The organism is Leclercia sp. LSNIH1 (assembly GCF_002902985.1).
Classification (GTDB): domain Bacteria; phylum Pseudomonadota; class Gammaproteobacteria; order Enterobacterales; family Enterobacteriaceae; genus Enterobacter.
The window spans coordinates 3,097,336-3,108,989 of sequence record NZ_CP026167.1 but is presented as its reverse complement, the minus strand read 5'-3'; the positions used below and the strand labels follow the sequence as shown (position 1 = coordinate 3,108,989).

Below are 11,654 nucleotides of genomic sequence, written 5' to 3'. Positions count from 1 at the left end.
TCTAAGGTATGCGCTATCCGCCCGGTTTGAGATAGCGCAATTTTTGGTAAGACTGTAAAAAACAGTTAACCCTGCAACAGACGAATCAATAGTGAACCGTTATACATCGCATCCTTCACCAGCGCCGCACCGGCCATCGTCCCCTGATTGGTGAACTGAGTACTTTCCACCACGATGTGTTGGCTGTAGGCCGGCAAGGACTGCTGGCGAATGGAGTCGGCGATTGCCGGGAAGAGCACATCCGACGCCTGGCTCAGGGGCGAGCCAATCAGGATTTTCTGCGGGTTAAAGAGGTTAACCATAATGGCAATAATCCGCCCGACGTTAGTGCCGACGCCAGTGATGATATCTTTTGCCAGCAGATCGCCCTGCTGCGCGGCGGCGCAGAGCGACTCCACCGTCAGAGGCTGGCCGTGGAGCGCCGAGCTCATCGACTGGCCGAGCCGGAGCTGGGCCAGCTCCAGCACGCTGTCAACGCTGGCGATAGTCTCCAGACAGCCGTGGTTACCGCAATAACAGCGCTTGCCATAAGGATCGACCTGGGTGTGACCAATCTCCACCAGGCTGCTGCTGCCCGCATGCAGCAGGCGCCCATCGGTGATCACCCCGGCTCCCACGTTGTGGTCGATCACCACCTGAATCACGTCGCGCGCGCCGCGAGAGGCACCGAACAGTGCCTCGGCCATCGTCCAGGCGCTGATATCATGCTGAATATAGACCGGCACGCCGGTGTGATTTTTCAGCACCTCGCCCAGCGGCATCTCTTTGACGTCGTCGTAAAATGGCATCCGGTGGACAATCCCATTTTCCGTATCAATGATACCGGGCATGGTGATGGCAATGGCGGTGAGGCGCTCCAGCTTCTGCTGATGATGAATGAAGAACTGATCGATCAGGGCGGTGATCCGCACCTCCAGCGGCTCGGCAGCGTGCAGTTCAAGCGGCAGCCGGTCTTCCACCACCAGCTTGCTGCTGAGATCGCGCAGCGCAAGGTAAATTTCACCGCGGCTGATGCGCAATGAGAGGTAGTGCCAGGCTTCGGTTTCCACCACCAGCCCAACGGCCGGACGGCCACGACTGCCCGGCTCCTGAATTTCTGTTTCCTGTACCAGGTGAGCTTCGAGCATCTCACGCACAATCTTGGTGATACTGGCGGGTGCCAGTTGCGCAAGACGAGAAAGATCGATGCGCGAGACCGGCCCAAGCTGATCAATCAGGCGATATACTGCACCTGCATTGGTCTGCTTAATCTGATCAATATGCCCTGGCTGACTATCAGCAACCACCACGTACTCCCTTATTTTCGCGCTTCGAAATAAACTGTGGGCTATGGTGAAGCACTTCTACAGTAATCGTCAAATTTTTACTTAGCCTTGTGATTTACAGCACATTTTTACCTGCATTTTTTGCCGGTCAGCGCCCTGACGAGGCAGCGATCAGCAGATCTTTGAACCGCTGTGCCGCCGCGCTGAGTTCATGGTGTTTTGACCATACCAGCCACATCTCTGAAACCGCGTCCGGTTCGGCGAGCGCCACCCAGCGCATCTCATGGAGCTGAAGCCGCCTGAACGAGGCAGGCAGGATCGAGACCCCCAACCCCGCCGCCACCAGTCCGATAATGGTCATCGCCTCGCCCACCTCCTGGGTAATCATCGGGTTTACCCCATAGCGCCGCAGTAATCCCAGAATATCGTCGTACAGACCGGTGCCAACGTGCGGGTCAAAAAAGACAAACGGCTCCTGCGCCAGCTCCGTCACCGAGATTTCAGCTCTTGCCGCCAGAGGGTGACCGCGGTGGACCATCGCCAGCAGCGGCTCCCGCAGCACCCGCTGCCAGGCCAGCGTCTCCGGCAGACGGGTATTGCGCATCAGGCCAAGATCGAGCGAGCCTTCGCTGAGGGGAACAATCTGCTCCCGGGTGTTGATCTCCCGGGTCTGGATATGCACATCCGGCGACAGGCGGCGAAACGACGAAAGGGTATGTGAGATGGCGCTAATAAAGGGCGCGGAAGAGGTAAACCCGATGCGTAGCTCGCCGGTTTCGCCATGGTGAAGGCGTTCTGCCCGGGCGGCCGCTTCCTCCACCATGCTCAGAATCTGGCGGCTGTCCGCCAGAAATTGTCGCCCTGCGGGGGTCAGCCCGACGCTGCGGTTGGTGCGCGCCAGCAGGCGAGCGCCTACCTGCTGCTCAAGAACCTGGATTTGCTGGCTGAGGGGCGGTTGGGAGATATTGAGCCGCGCCGCCGCGCGCCCAAAATGGAGCTCCTCCGCGACGGCGACAAAATAGCGCAGATGACGCAGTTCGATATTCATATTTTAAATGTATCATTTGAGATTATTAATATATTAGACAGAATATTTACAATTTCCTACCCTGATCCTTGTGGTCATACCCGTCACCAGAAATCACGGGGATGTTGAAGCAAGGAACTTACGTGAGTCGGACTACAACGGCTGATATCGCCCCGAACAATGATATCGATCTCCTCCCCAACAACGCGCAACCGGTTCGGTTTATCAAACGCGGCACCCCGCAGTTTATGCGCGTCACGCTGGCACTTTTCTCCGCGGGGCTAGCCACCTTTGCCCTGCTCTACTGCGTGCAGCCGATCCTGCCGGTGCTATCCCAGGAGTTTGGCGTCTCCCCGGCCAGCAGCAGTATTTCCCTCTCAATCTCGACCGGGATGCTGGCGGTCGGCCTGCTCTTTACCGGCCCGCTTTCGGACGCTATCGGACGTAAGCCGGTGATGGTCACCGCACTGCTGCTGGCGTCGGTCTGTACCTTGTTGTCGACGATGATGACCAGCTGGCACGGGATTTTAATCATGCGCGCGCTGATTGGGCTTTCGCTCAGCGGCGTGGCCGCGGTGGGTATGACCTACCTCAGCGAGGAGATCCACCCCAGCTTTGTCGCCTTCTCGATGGGGCTCTACATCAGCGGTAACTCCATCGGCGGCATGAGCGGGCGGTTGCTGAGCGGGGTCTTTACCGATTTCTTCAGCTGGCGGGTAGCGCTGGCGGCGATCGGCTGCTTTGCCCTGGCCTCCGCGCTGATGTTCTGGAAAATTCTGCCGGAGTCGCGCCATTTTCGCCCCACCGCGCTGCGGCCCAAAACGCTGCTGATTAACTTCCGCCTGCACTGGCGCGATCGGGGTCTGCCCCTGCTGTTTCTCACCGGTTTTCTGCTGATGGGCTCGTTTGTCACCCTCTTTAACTACATCGGCTACCGGCTGATGCTCTCGCCGTGGCATCTGAGCCAGGCGCTGGTGGGCCTGCTTTCGGTGGCCTACCTGACCGGCACATGGAGCTCACCGAAAGCCGGGGCGATGACCACCCGCTTCGGGCGTGGGCCGGTAATGATCGTTTCCACCGGCGTGATGCTGGCCGGGGTTCTGCTGACGTTGCTCGCTAACCTGTGGGTGATTTTCGCCGGGATGTTGCTCTTCTCCGCCGGTTTCTTCGCCGCTCACTCGGTTGCCAGCAGCTGGATCGGCCCGCGCGCCCGTCGTGCCAAGGGCCAGGCCTCGTCGCTGTATCTGTTCAGCTACTATCTGGGCTCCAGCATCGCCGGGACGCTCGGCGGCGTGTTCTGGCACCAGTATGGCTGGAACGGCGTGGGCGGGTTTATTGCGCTGATGTTGTGTGCGGCGCTGATGGTGGGCAGGCGTCTTCATTGCCGTTTGAAATAAGATCACAATCTGGTTAATACCAGGAGCAAATCTAATCTTGCCGTTAGTGGCAACCCCGTCCTGGTGCGAAACAAGTTCGGGGTTTTTCGTTTTTAATCATTCTAAATTCTATATCAAGCATTAATAAACAATGCCTTAAAGCATGTTGTTCATTTACTCATCATTGCTTATAAGTTAGGCTTCCAATGGATTACCCATATACATGATAAGGAAAATCAATTATGGCAATACCGGCTTATCTTTGGCTAAAAGACGATGGCGGCGCTCTCATCAAAGGGTCTGTAGATGTAAGGCACCGTGAGCAATCTATAGAAATCACATCATTCAGCCATAATCTGTATATCCCGACCGATAGCAATACGGGAAAACTTACAGGGACACGCGTACACGGTGCCCTGATGTTCGAAAAGGAGTTTGATAGTTCATCCCCTTATCTCATGAAAGCTGTAGCCACCGGGCAAACTCTTCAGAGTGCCGAATTTAAATGGTATCGCATCAATGATGCAGGCCAGGAAGTTGAGTATTACAACATGTTCCTGGAAGGGGTGAAGATTGTATCAGTCACACCAATGATGCATGACACAAAAACTGTGATAAATGCAGGTCACCTTGAGCAGGTACATTTACGCTACGCTAAAATCACGTGGACGTTCAAGGACGGAAATATTCAGTATTCCGACGCATGGGCAGAACGTGTAACCGGGTAACTATGCATGGATAGTGTTGAAGAACTTAACGGGACGTATTTCTATAAGGGATACTCCAACCTTTCTGCCGGAGAGTTGCTCTTTTGGATTTTCCTTGATGAAGCGGCTGAACAGTTCGGAACAAGCGATCTTTTAACAGTTGGGCTAATTTTGCTTGGTCAGCCTGAAATAGTGACAAGAGGCAAACCTGGAGGGACAACCCCAGGAACATCACTACTCAGTTCACAGTTACGTCATTGGCTAAATATTGAAACCAGACGCTTACCCACCCTGACTAACTCAAGTATCAGAAGAATGAAGTTTGCCTATGTTACTAATCTCGGGGCATTTGTAGGAAGATGGATTCCAGTCCTTGGGATTGTCGTTATTGCTGCCGATATCTCAGCCATTGCTTATAAGGCGACAATGAAATACAACACCATAGCCAGAGGAAACGACAAGTTATGGTGACAAATGAAGATGTGATTACTTGGTACTGTGAAAAGTTCAACAAGCCTGCCTTGTTCACCAGGAAGTCATGGCCCGTAACTCTTGATACCAGCCTCTCCACAGGTGATTACGTTTGGGCGAGTGAAACAGGGGCAGACATCATGAGGGAATATTTTCAACGTTTTGATGTGGACCCTGCAAACTTCGACTTTTACCGATACTGGCCTGAGGAGACATTTATCCTTTACTCTTTATTCACTAGTGGAAAGGACGACGATGAACCCGAACCGTTAACACTTCGTATGCTTTCTGAGTCTGCAAAGGCAGGCAGATGGTTATATGACTGACAAGCTAAAGGGCTATTTATTCTCCTTTGTCATATTCGCTCTCCGCTATTGCCTGGCCCCCTTCTTTGACGTGCATAAGTTGAATGCATGACAAGCGCATGAATCGCGTTACACTCCCCTGAATACTTCCTACTGAACGAGAACAACAACTATGCAGAAAAACGATTCTTATCAGCAACTCACCCGCACCTTCCAGCGTCTCTCCCGCTTCTCGCACCTCTCCTCCATCGCCAGTTGGGACATGTTCACCATGATGCCTCCCGGCGGCAGCGCCGCACGAGGTGAAGCCCTGGCGGAGCTGAGCGTCCTGCAACATCAAATCCTGACCGATAAAAACGTGGCCGACTGGCTGCGTAACGCCGAAAGCGAAGATCTTAACGACGTTGAACAGGCCAACCTGCGGGAGATGAAACGCCACTATCAGCAGGCTGCGCTGCTGCCGGAATCGCTGGTTGAAGCAAAATCGCTGGCGGGCAGCAAATGCGAGCATGCCTGGCGCACCCAGCGTCCGGCGAACGACTGGCAGGGTTTTGCCGTCAACCTGAAAGAGGTGGTGAAACTGAGCCGGGAAGAGGCCCGTCTGCGTGCCGAAGCCAAAGGCTGCACCCCTTACGACGCGCTGCTGGATATCTTCGAGCCGGATATGACCAGCGCCCGGCTGGATGAGCTGTTTGGCGATCTCAAAACCTGGCTGCCGGATCTGCTGGCGCAGGTGGTCGAGAAGCAGGCGCACCACGCCTTCGTGCCGCCGCAGGGCCCATTCCCCACCGCCATTCAGCGTGAGCTGGGGCTGGAGGCGATGAAGAGCCTTGGGTTCGACTTTAATGCGGGCCGTCTGGACGTCAGCGCTCACCCATTCTGTGGCGGCGTGCCGGAAGATGTGCGCATCACCACCCGCTACAACGAAGACGAACTGTTAAGCGCCCTGTTTGGCGTGATCCACGAAACCGGCCATGCGCGCTATGAACAGAACCTGCCGCGCAACTGGCTCGGTCAGCCTATCGCCCTGGCGCGTTCTACCGCTATCCACGAATCCCAGAGCCTGTTCTTTGAAATGCAGCTCGGACGCAGCAAGGCATTCCTCAACCACCTGCTCCCGGCCGTCCATGAACGTTTCGGCACCCAGGCGGCCTTTACGCCTGAGAATTTTGTCGCCTGGAACCAGCGGGTGAAGCCTGGCTATATCCGCGTGGATGCCGATGAAGTGAGCTATCCGGCACACGTCGTGCTGCGCTATGAAATTGAGCGGGCGCTGATTAACGGCGAAATCGAGGTGGAGGACATTCCGGCGCTGTGGGATGAGAAAATGCAGGCCTGGCTGGGCTTATCAACAAAAGATAATTACCGCAACGGCTGTATGCAGGATATCCACTGGACCGACGGTGGCTTTGGCTACTTCCCGTCATACACCTTAGGCGCTATGTACGCCGCTCAGTTGTTCAGTGCGGCCAAAACCGCGCTACCGGGACTGGACGCATCCATCGCCGCCGGGGATTTCAGCGCCCTGTTCGACTGGCTGCGCCAGAACATCTGGCAGCACGGCAGCCGTTTCACCACCGCCCAGCTGATTGAGCAGGCGACCGGGGAAGATCTCAACGTCCGTTATTTCCGCGAACATCTTACCTCCCGCTATCTGTAACCTTCCTCGCCGGGTCATCGACCCGGCGTTGTACATACCGTTACACGCCGATACCAAACACTCACGGAAGCCCCGAAATTTCAGGGATATAGTTCTTTCAACGGCCCCGCAGTGGGGTTAAATGAAAAAACCAATTCGAGGGTAAGATGATGAAAAAAGTATTAGCTCTGGTTGTTGCCGCTGCTATGGGTCTCTCTTCTGCTGCATTCGCCGCTGACGCTGTTGCCAACACCGCGGCTCCGGCTGCCACCTCTACCGCGGCACCGGCTGCGAAAACCGTGCAGCATAAAAAACACAAAAAAGTCGCAGTACAGAAAGCGCAGGCGGCTAAAAAGCACCATAAAAAAGCTGTGAAAAAAGAAGAGGCCGCACCTGTAGCCCAGAAAGCGCAGGCAGCAAAAAAACACCATAAAAAAGCAGTGAAACACGAAGCTGCTGCTCCAACCGCAAAACCGGCTGCATAAGCCCGCTTAGCTTAACGTGTCCGCGACGGGCACGTTGGTCATCGGCGCTGTACCGGCAAGGTGGCAGCGCCGTTTTTTTATCCGGAGGGCGTTATGTTGCAGCGCTATCGGTTTGAGGTAATTCTTGTCACGCTTATTTTATGCGCACTTGTCGCGGGTGTGTTTTATATTTCCTGACTGTAGTACGCTGATTTTACTCCCACTTTCGCGCTGTCCCGTCTATAGTTAATTACCAGGGTTCATATTTAATAATCATAATTAATCCCTTTAGAGTGTGATATGCGTAAATCTGTTGCGATTGTGCTGGGAACATTTTTTCTCTTTTCTGGATTAAGTCATGCGGACGATGGCGACAACGAGGCCGCGAACGCCAAAGAGATTCAAACGCTCTTTTTTGGTCATGACGATCGCACGCGTGTCGCCGATCCGTCCCGCGCGCCGTGGGAGGCTATTGGCCAGCTGGAGACGGCCAGCGGAAACCTCTGTACCGCCACCCTCATCACCCCTCGACTGGCGCTGACCGCCGGACACTGTCTGCTGGTGCCGCCGAAAGGTAAACCGGATAGGGCCGTTGCCCTGCGCTTCATCTCGCAAAAGGGGAGCTGGCGTTATGAGATCCACGGCATTGAAGGCCGCGTCGATGCCTCATTAGGCAGACGGCTGAAAGCCGATGGCGATGGCTGGATTGTGCCGCCCTCTGCCGCCTCGTGGGATTTTGGTCTGGTGGTGTTGCGCAACCCGCCGTCGGGGATCACCCCGCTACCGCTGTTTGCCGGGGATAAAGCGGAGCTGACCGCCGCCCTGAAAGAGGCCGATCGCAAGGTGAGCCAGGCGGGATACCCGGAAGATCATCTGGATGTGCTGTACACCCATCAGGACTGTATCGTCACCGGCTGGGCGCAAAACAGCGTGCTGTCCCATCAGTGTGATACCCTGCCCGGCGACAGCGGTTCGCCGCTGATGCTGAATACCGCCGCAGGCTGGCAGCTTATTGGCGTTCAGAGTTCGGCCCCGGCGGCAAAAGATCGCTGGCGGGCCGATAACCGCGCCCTGTCGATCACCGGTTTTCGCGACAAGCTGGCAGAGCTGGCCCAGCAGTGACTTAACACTGGCGCTGCTGCCGTAGCGCCATAATCGCCTCTATCGGCATCGGCTGACTGTACCAGTAACCCTGCAGCTGATCGCAGCCCGCCAGACGCAGCAGCTTCATCTGTTTTTCGTTCTCCACCCCTTCTGCGACCACCGTCATCCCCAGCGCGGTGGCAATGCGCACCGTACCGCTCACCAGCGCTGAGGCCTGTTCATCGTGATCCACCAGCCCGGCCAGGGATTTATCTATCTTGATGGTATTGAAGTTAAAGCGGCGCAAATAGCCGATACTGGAGTAGCCGGTACCGAAATCGTCCAGTGCCACCGCGATACCCTGCGCCTTGAGATTATTGATGGCTGAGCGTGCCCGCTCGGGATTTTCCAGCACGTAGGTTTCGGTTACTTCCAGCTGCAGGCGCGTAGGGGGAAAGTGGCTGAGGGCCAGCGCGCCTTCCACTTTGGCTTCAAATTCGGGATCACGAAACTGCGCCGGGGAGATGTTGACCGAGAGTTTTAAATCCGTGTATGGCTCCAGATCCTGACAGGCCCGGCTGAGGACAAACTGCCCCAGGCCGTAAATCAGACCGCTGGTTTCGGCGACGGTAATAAACTCATCCGGCGCCAGCGGCCCCTGGGGACGCCGCGGCCAGCGCACCAGCGCTTCCACGCCGACCATTTTCTGGCTGCGGGCATCAATGATCGGCTGATACCAGACGTCAAACTCATTGTGTTCCAGACCATGACGGATCTGCCCCTCAATCGCCAGCCGACGCTCGCGAACGTTGTTCAGCTCGGCATCATAGTGCGTCACCCGCCCCTTGCCGGTAATTTTCGAGTGGTACATAGCAATATCGGCGCGACGGAACAGCTCGGTGCTGGTGCACTCCACCAGCGTGCCGCTGGCGATGCCGATACTGGCGCCAATGTGGATGGAACGCTCACCAACAATGATGGGCGAGTGGAGATAATCAAGCACAAAGCCGGCAAACGCCGAGGCCAGCGCTTCGGCGTTGTCGCCCCCGATGGTCATGGCAAACTCATCGCCGCCCATCCGGGCCAGCATGCCGTCTTTGGGCACATTGTCACGCAGCGCGCCCGCGATGATGACGATCAGCGCATCGCCCACCTCATGGCCGTAGATATCATTGACGTCCTTAAAGCCGTCGAGATCGATAAACACCACGCTTTTGCGATCGGTATCGCCGCGCTGGCTCACCCGCTCCAGCTCTTCAATCAGCGCCCGGCGATTGGGTAGATGACTCAGCCAGTCGGTACGCGCCACCGACCGTGCCAGCGTCTCCCCCCGCGCCAGTTTATACAGACCCACGCAGCTGAAGAGGATAAACAGCAAAATCAGCGTCGCGGTGAGCAAGACGATCTGCGTGATGTCGAGGGAGGCCGCTTTCGCCGCTGCGGCCCCCGGTAGGCGCGGCTGCCACGAGAGATAGCCCAGCACTTCGCCGGAGGAGCTTTTTAGCGGCACACTGACGTCGCTCACCCGCTCTGGCGTAAAGGTCAGGTTGTCGATCTGAAACGTATTCCCGAGATCGCGCAGGATTTGCGGGTTGATATGGCGGGTAATCACCAGAAAACGACGGGTATTGTCCCCCACCCGCAGGCTGCCAATCGTCGGGCGTATCAGGCCAACGCCAACAAAAGCAATCCCCGCCCGGGTACGGGTGATCCCGGCGTAGATGTTTTTATCCGAGCGCAGGGCGTTGGTATGCATCAGGATCAGCGATTTCAAACCGTCGCCAAAGAAGTCGAGGTTTTTTTCGGCAAAAGGCTGGCCTTTGAACGATCCCCACAGCACCCGAAACCGTTCGTCGAGTACAAAGGTGCCGTCATAGAGGTTATTCACCTTGTAGCCTGCGCCCCAGGTGTTGTAGAGCCAGTCGATGTCGAGCGCCGGGCGATAGGCCTCCCGCACGGCATCGTCCCAGACCGCGTTATCAATCACCAGCGACCAGACCCGGTTCACCGATGTCTGAATAGCGCCCTCTACCGAGAGCGCGGTGCGCTGCTCGTCGATTTCGTTGGCTTTACTGCTGATAAGGTTGAGGGAGAGGTAGAGCAAGGCGACCACAGAGAAAATTAAGCCGACCCCTGCCATGAAGATCATGGCAAACAAGGTCCTGGCAGAAGGAATTTTATGCCAGCTTAAAGGGTTACGCATTCAGTCACCGTCCTTTTTTATGCCCTCCGTCTAAGCGTAATACAGGAGATAAATTTCGCTGCCCGTAATGACAGGCAGCGACGTTATCAGGCCAGTTTTATCATGATCATTCCGGCGAGGAGCAGCACCAGGCCAATCCACCCTTTTTGATTCAACCGCTGCCCAAACAGGATCCAGCCTGCGGCAAGCGTTGCCGCAATACCAAACCCGCCCCACAGGGCATAGGCGACCGACAGATCAATCCCCTTTACCGCCTGTGACAGGGCGCTGAAGGCGCCCAGTACCGCGGCAATCGACAGCAGGCCGTAGGTTTTGCGGCGAAAACCGTCTGAGAATTTCAGCAGAACGTTGGCAATAATTTCGAGCGCGATAGCCAGGGCTAACCAGGCGGCATGGATCCACTCAAACTGCTGCATGGGTCACCTCCGCACGCGATTTTGCCGGTTTTCGGGTGCCGGATTTAATTAATATGATGCCTGCCACCAGCGTCGTCAGCCCGGCAATTTTCATCAGGGAAAGCGACTCATCAAACAGCAGCACGCTGAACAGCGTAATTAACAAAATACCAATACCTTCCCATAACGCGTAGGCCACGCCCAGTGCGATTTTTTTAACCGCAAAACTGAGGAAAATATAGGACAGCGCAATCATCGACAGCATTAAAATATAGCCGCTGTGACTGCCGGTGACGCTGGCCCATTTCATGGAGAGGGTGCCGGTTATTTCAGCAACGATAGCAAGACCTAAGAGGATCCAGTAAAACATGTTTTTCTCCTGCTTGAGAATATAATCCTTCGCGGCTAGCCAGTAACGGCAGCCGGATAAAAAAAACGTAACAGATTAGCCGGACGCAATGCGCCAGCTCAGGCAGAGAGAGGGTCTACAGCGCGTTGCGCCAGTGTTGCTCGCCAGACGTAAGGCAAAAAGAGGAGAACAGAGCGGGAGTGATTTTTGATAAAGCGGTGCTGAACAGATTGTCCATAAAATTACAATTATCTGCGGTGTTGCTTCTCGTCAGTGCAGATGAAAATTGTCTCCAGTAGTTAAACACAGCTGATTTCTACCATAAGCCAGGATTTTACTCAAAGCATTTTCATTTCTTTACCCTCATCGT

Annotated in this window: 13 protein-coding genes; 7 read left to right on the top strand and 6 right to left on the bottom strand. The window is 55.6% G+C overall.

The window, feature by feature from the left end; genetic code table 11:
• Positions 1-65 precede the first annotated feature (65 nt).
• Complete coding sequence (mlc, locus tag C2U54_RS15465) at positions 66-1,286, bottom strand: sugar metabolism global transcriptional regulator Mlc (RefSeq protein ID WP_103179436.1); 1,221 nt, start codon at positions 1,284-1,286, stop codon at positions 66-68.
• A gap of 127 nt (positions 1,287-1,413) precedes the next feature.
• Entirely contained in the window at positions 1,414-2,313 is a 900-nt protein-coding gene (locus tag C2U54_RS15460; RefSeq protein ID WP_103179435.1) for a LysR family transcriptional regulator, read from the bottom strand.
• 122 nt (positions 2,314-2,435) lie between these two features.
• Here C2U54_RS15460 and C2U54_RS15455 point away from each other — a divergent pair, with 122 nt between their 5' ends.
• The 7 genes from C2U54_RS15455 (at position 2,436) to C2U54_RS15425 (ending at position 8,376) form a co-directional block, all read left to right on the top strand.
• Complete coding sequence (locus tag C2U54_RS15455; RefSeq protein WP_103179434.1) at positions 2,436-3,689, top strand: MFS transporter; 1,254 nt, start codon at positions 2,436-2,438, stop codon at positions 3,687-3,689.
• 221 nt (positions 3,690-3,910) lie between these two features.
• A complete protein-coding gene (locus C2U54_RS15450) occupies positions 3,911-4,396 on the top strand; it encodes an Hcp family type VI secretion system effector (protein WP_103179433.1) in 486 nt (161 codons plus the stop codon).
• A 6-nt stretch (positions 4,397-4,402) separates the two neighbouring features.
• Complete coding sequence (locus C2U54_RS15445; protein ID WP_103179432.1) at positions 4,403-4,846, top strand: STM2901 family protein; 444 nt, start codon at positions 4,403-4,405, stop codon at positions 4,844-4,846.
• Positions 4,840-5,172: a DUF1493 family protein gene (locus tag C2U54_RS15440; protein ID WP_103179431.1), complete on the top strand. Its 333-nt coding sequence runs from the start codon at positions 4,840-4,842 to the stop codon at positions 5,170-5,172. The genes C2U54_RS15445 and C2U54_RS15440 overlap by 7 nt, the downstream gene beginning before the upstream one ends.
• Before the next feature lie 151 nt (positions 5,173-5,323).
• The gene (locus tag C2U54_RS15435) at positions 5,324-6,811 is read left to right on the top strand and encodes a carboxypeptidase M32 (protein ID WP_103179430.1); all 1,488 of its coding nucleotides are present in this window, start codon (positions 5,324-5,326) and stop codon (positions 6,809-6,811) included.
• Positions 6,812-6,960: 149 nt separating this feature from the next.
• On the top strand, positions 6,961-7,275 hold the full coding sequence (asr, locus tag C2U54_RS15430; RefSeq protein WP_103179429.1) for an acid resistance repetitive basic protein Asr: 315 nt from the start codon (positions 6,961-6,963) through the stop codon (positions 7,273-7,275).
• Positions 7,276-7,554: 279 nt separating this feature from the next.
• Positions 7,555-8,376, top strand: a complete 822-nt coding sequence (locus C2U54_RS15425) for a trypsin-like serine peptidase (protein WP_103179428.1) — start codon at positions 7,555-7,557, stop codon at positions 8,374-8,376.
• A 1-nt stretch (position 8,377) separates the two neighbouring features.
• Here C2U54_RS15425 and C2U54_RS15420 read toward each other — a convergent pair whose 3' ends face one another.
• The 4 genes from C2U54_RS15420 to C2U54_RS28115 all read right to left on the bottom strand — a co-directional run bounded on the left by C2U54_RS15420 (position 8,378) and on the right by C2U54_RS28115 (position 11,591).
• The gene (locus C2U54_RS15420; protein ID WP_103179427.1) at positions 8,378-10,540 is read right to left on the bottom strand and encodes a bifunctional diguanylate cyclase/phosphodiesterase; all 2,163 of its coding nucleotides are present in this window, start codon (positions 10,538-10,540) and stop codon (positions 8,378-8,380) included.
• 86 nt (positions 10,541-10,626) lie between these two features.
• Positions 10,627-10,956 carry a multidrug/spermidine efflux SMR transporter subunit MdtI gene (gene mdtI / locus C2U54_RS15415; RefSeq protein WP_103179426.1) on the bottom strand — a complete coding sequence of 110 codons (330 nt, stop codon included), beginning with the start codon at positions 10,954-10,956 and terminating at the stop codon, positions 10,627-10,629.
• Positions 10,943-11,305 (bottom strand): multidrug/spermidine efflux SMR transporter subunit MdtJ, encoded by a 363-nt coding sequence (gene mdtJ / locus C2U54_RS15410; protein WP_103179425.1) that lies wholly within the window; start codon positions 11,303-11,305, stop codon positions 10,943-10,945. The genes mdtI and mdtJ overlap by 14 nt, the downstream gene beginning before the upstream one ends.
• Before the next feature lie 115 nt (positions 11,306-11,420).
• Entirely contained in the window at positions 11,421-11,591 is a 171-nt protein-coding gene (locus tag C2U54_RS28115; protein ID WP_418936628.1) for a protein YdgV, read from the bottom strand.
• Between the last annotated feature and the right edge of the window lie 63 nt (positions 11,592-11,654).

Coding starts and splice junctions, on each gene's coding strand:
- mdtI (WP_103179426.1), bottom strand. CDS start 10,956: ATGCAGCAGTTTGAGTGGATCCATGCCGCCTGGTTAGCCCTGGCTATC.
- C2U54_RS15435 (WP_103179430.1), top strand. CDS start 5,324: ATGCAGAAAAACGATTCTTATCAGCAACTCACCCGCACCTTCCAGCGT.
- asr (WP_103179429.1), top strand. CDS start 6,961: ATGAAAAAAGTATTAGCTCTGGTTGTTGCCGCTGCTATGGGTCTCTCT.
- C2U54_RS15420 (WP_103179427.1), bottom strand. CDS start 10,540: ATGCGTAACCCTTTAAGCTGGCATAAAATTCCTTCTGCCAGGACCTTG.
- C2U54_RS15450 (WP_103179433.1), top strand. CDS start 3,911: ATGGCAATACCGGCTTATCTTTGGCTAAAAGACGATGGCGGCGCTCTC.
- C2U54_RS15440 (WP_103179431.1), top strand. CDS start 4,840: ATGGTGACAAATGAAGATGTGATTACTTGGTACTGTGAAAAGTTCAAC.
- C2U54_RS15460 (WP_103179435.1), bottom strand. CDS start 2,313: ATGAATATCGAACTGCGTCATCTGCGCTATTTTGTCGCCGTCGCGGAG.
- mdtJ (WP_103179425.1), bottom strand. CDS start 11,305: ATGTTTTACTGGATCCTCTTAGGTCTTGCTATCGTTGCTGAAATAACC.
- C2U54_RS15425 (WP_103179428.1), top strand. CDS start 7,555: ATGCGTAAATCTGTTGCGATTGTGCTGGGAACATTTTTTCTCTTTTCT.
- C2U54_RS15445 (WP_103179432.1), top strand. CDS start 4,403: ATGGATAGTGTTGAAGAACTTAACGGGACGTATTTCTATAAGGGATAC.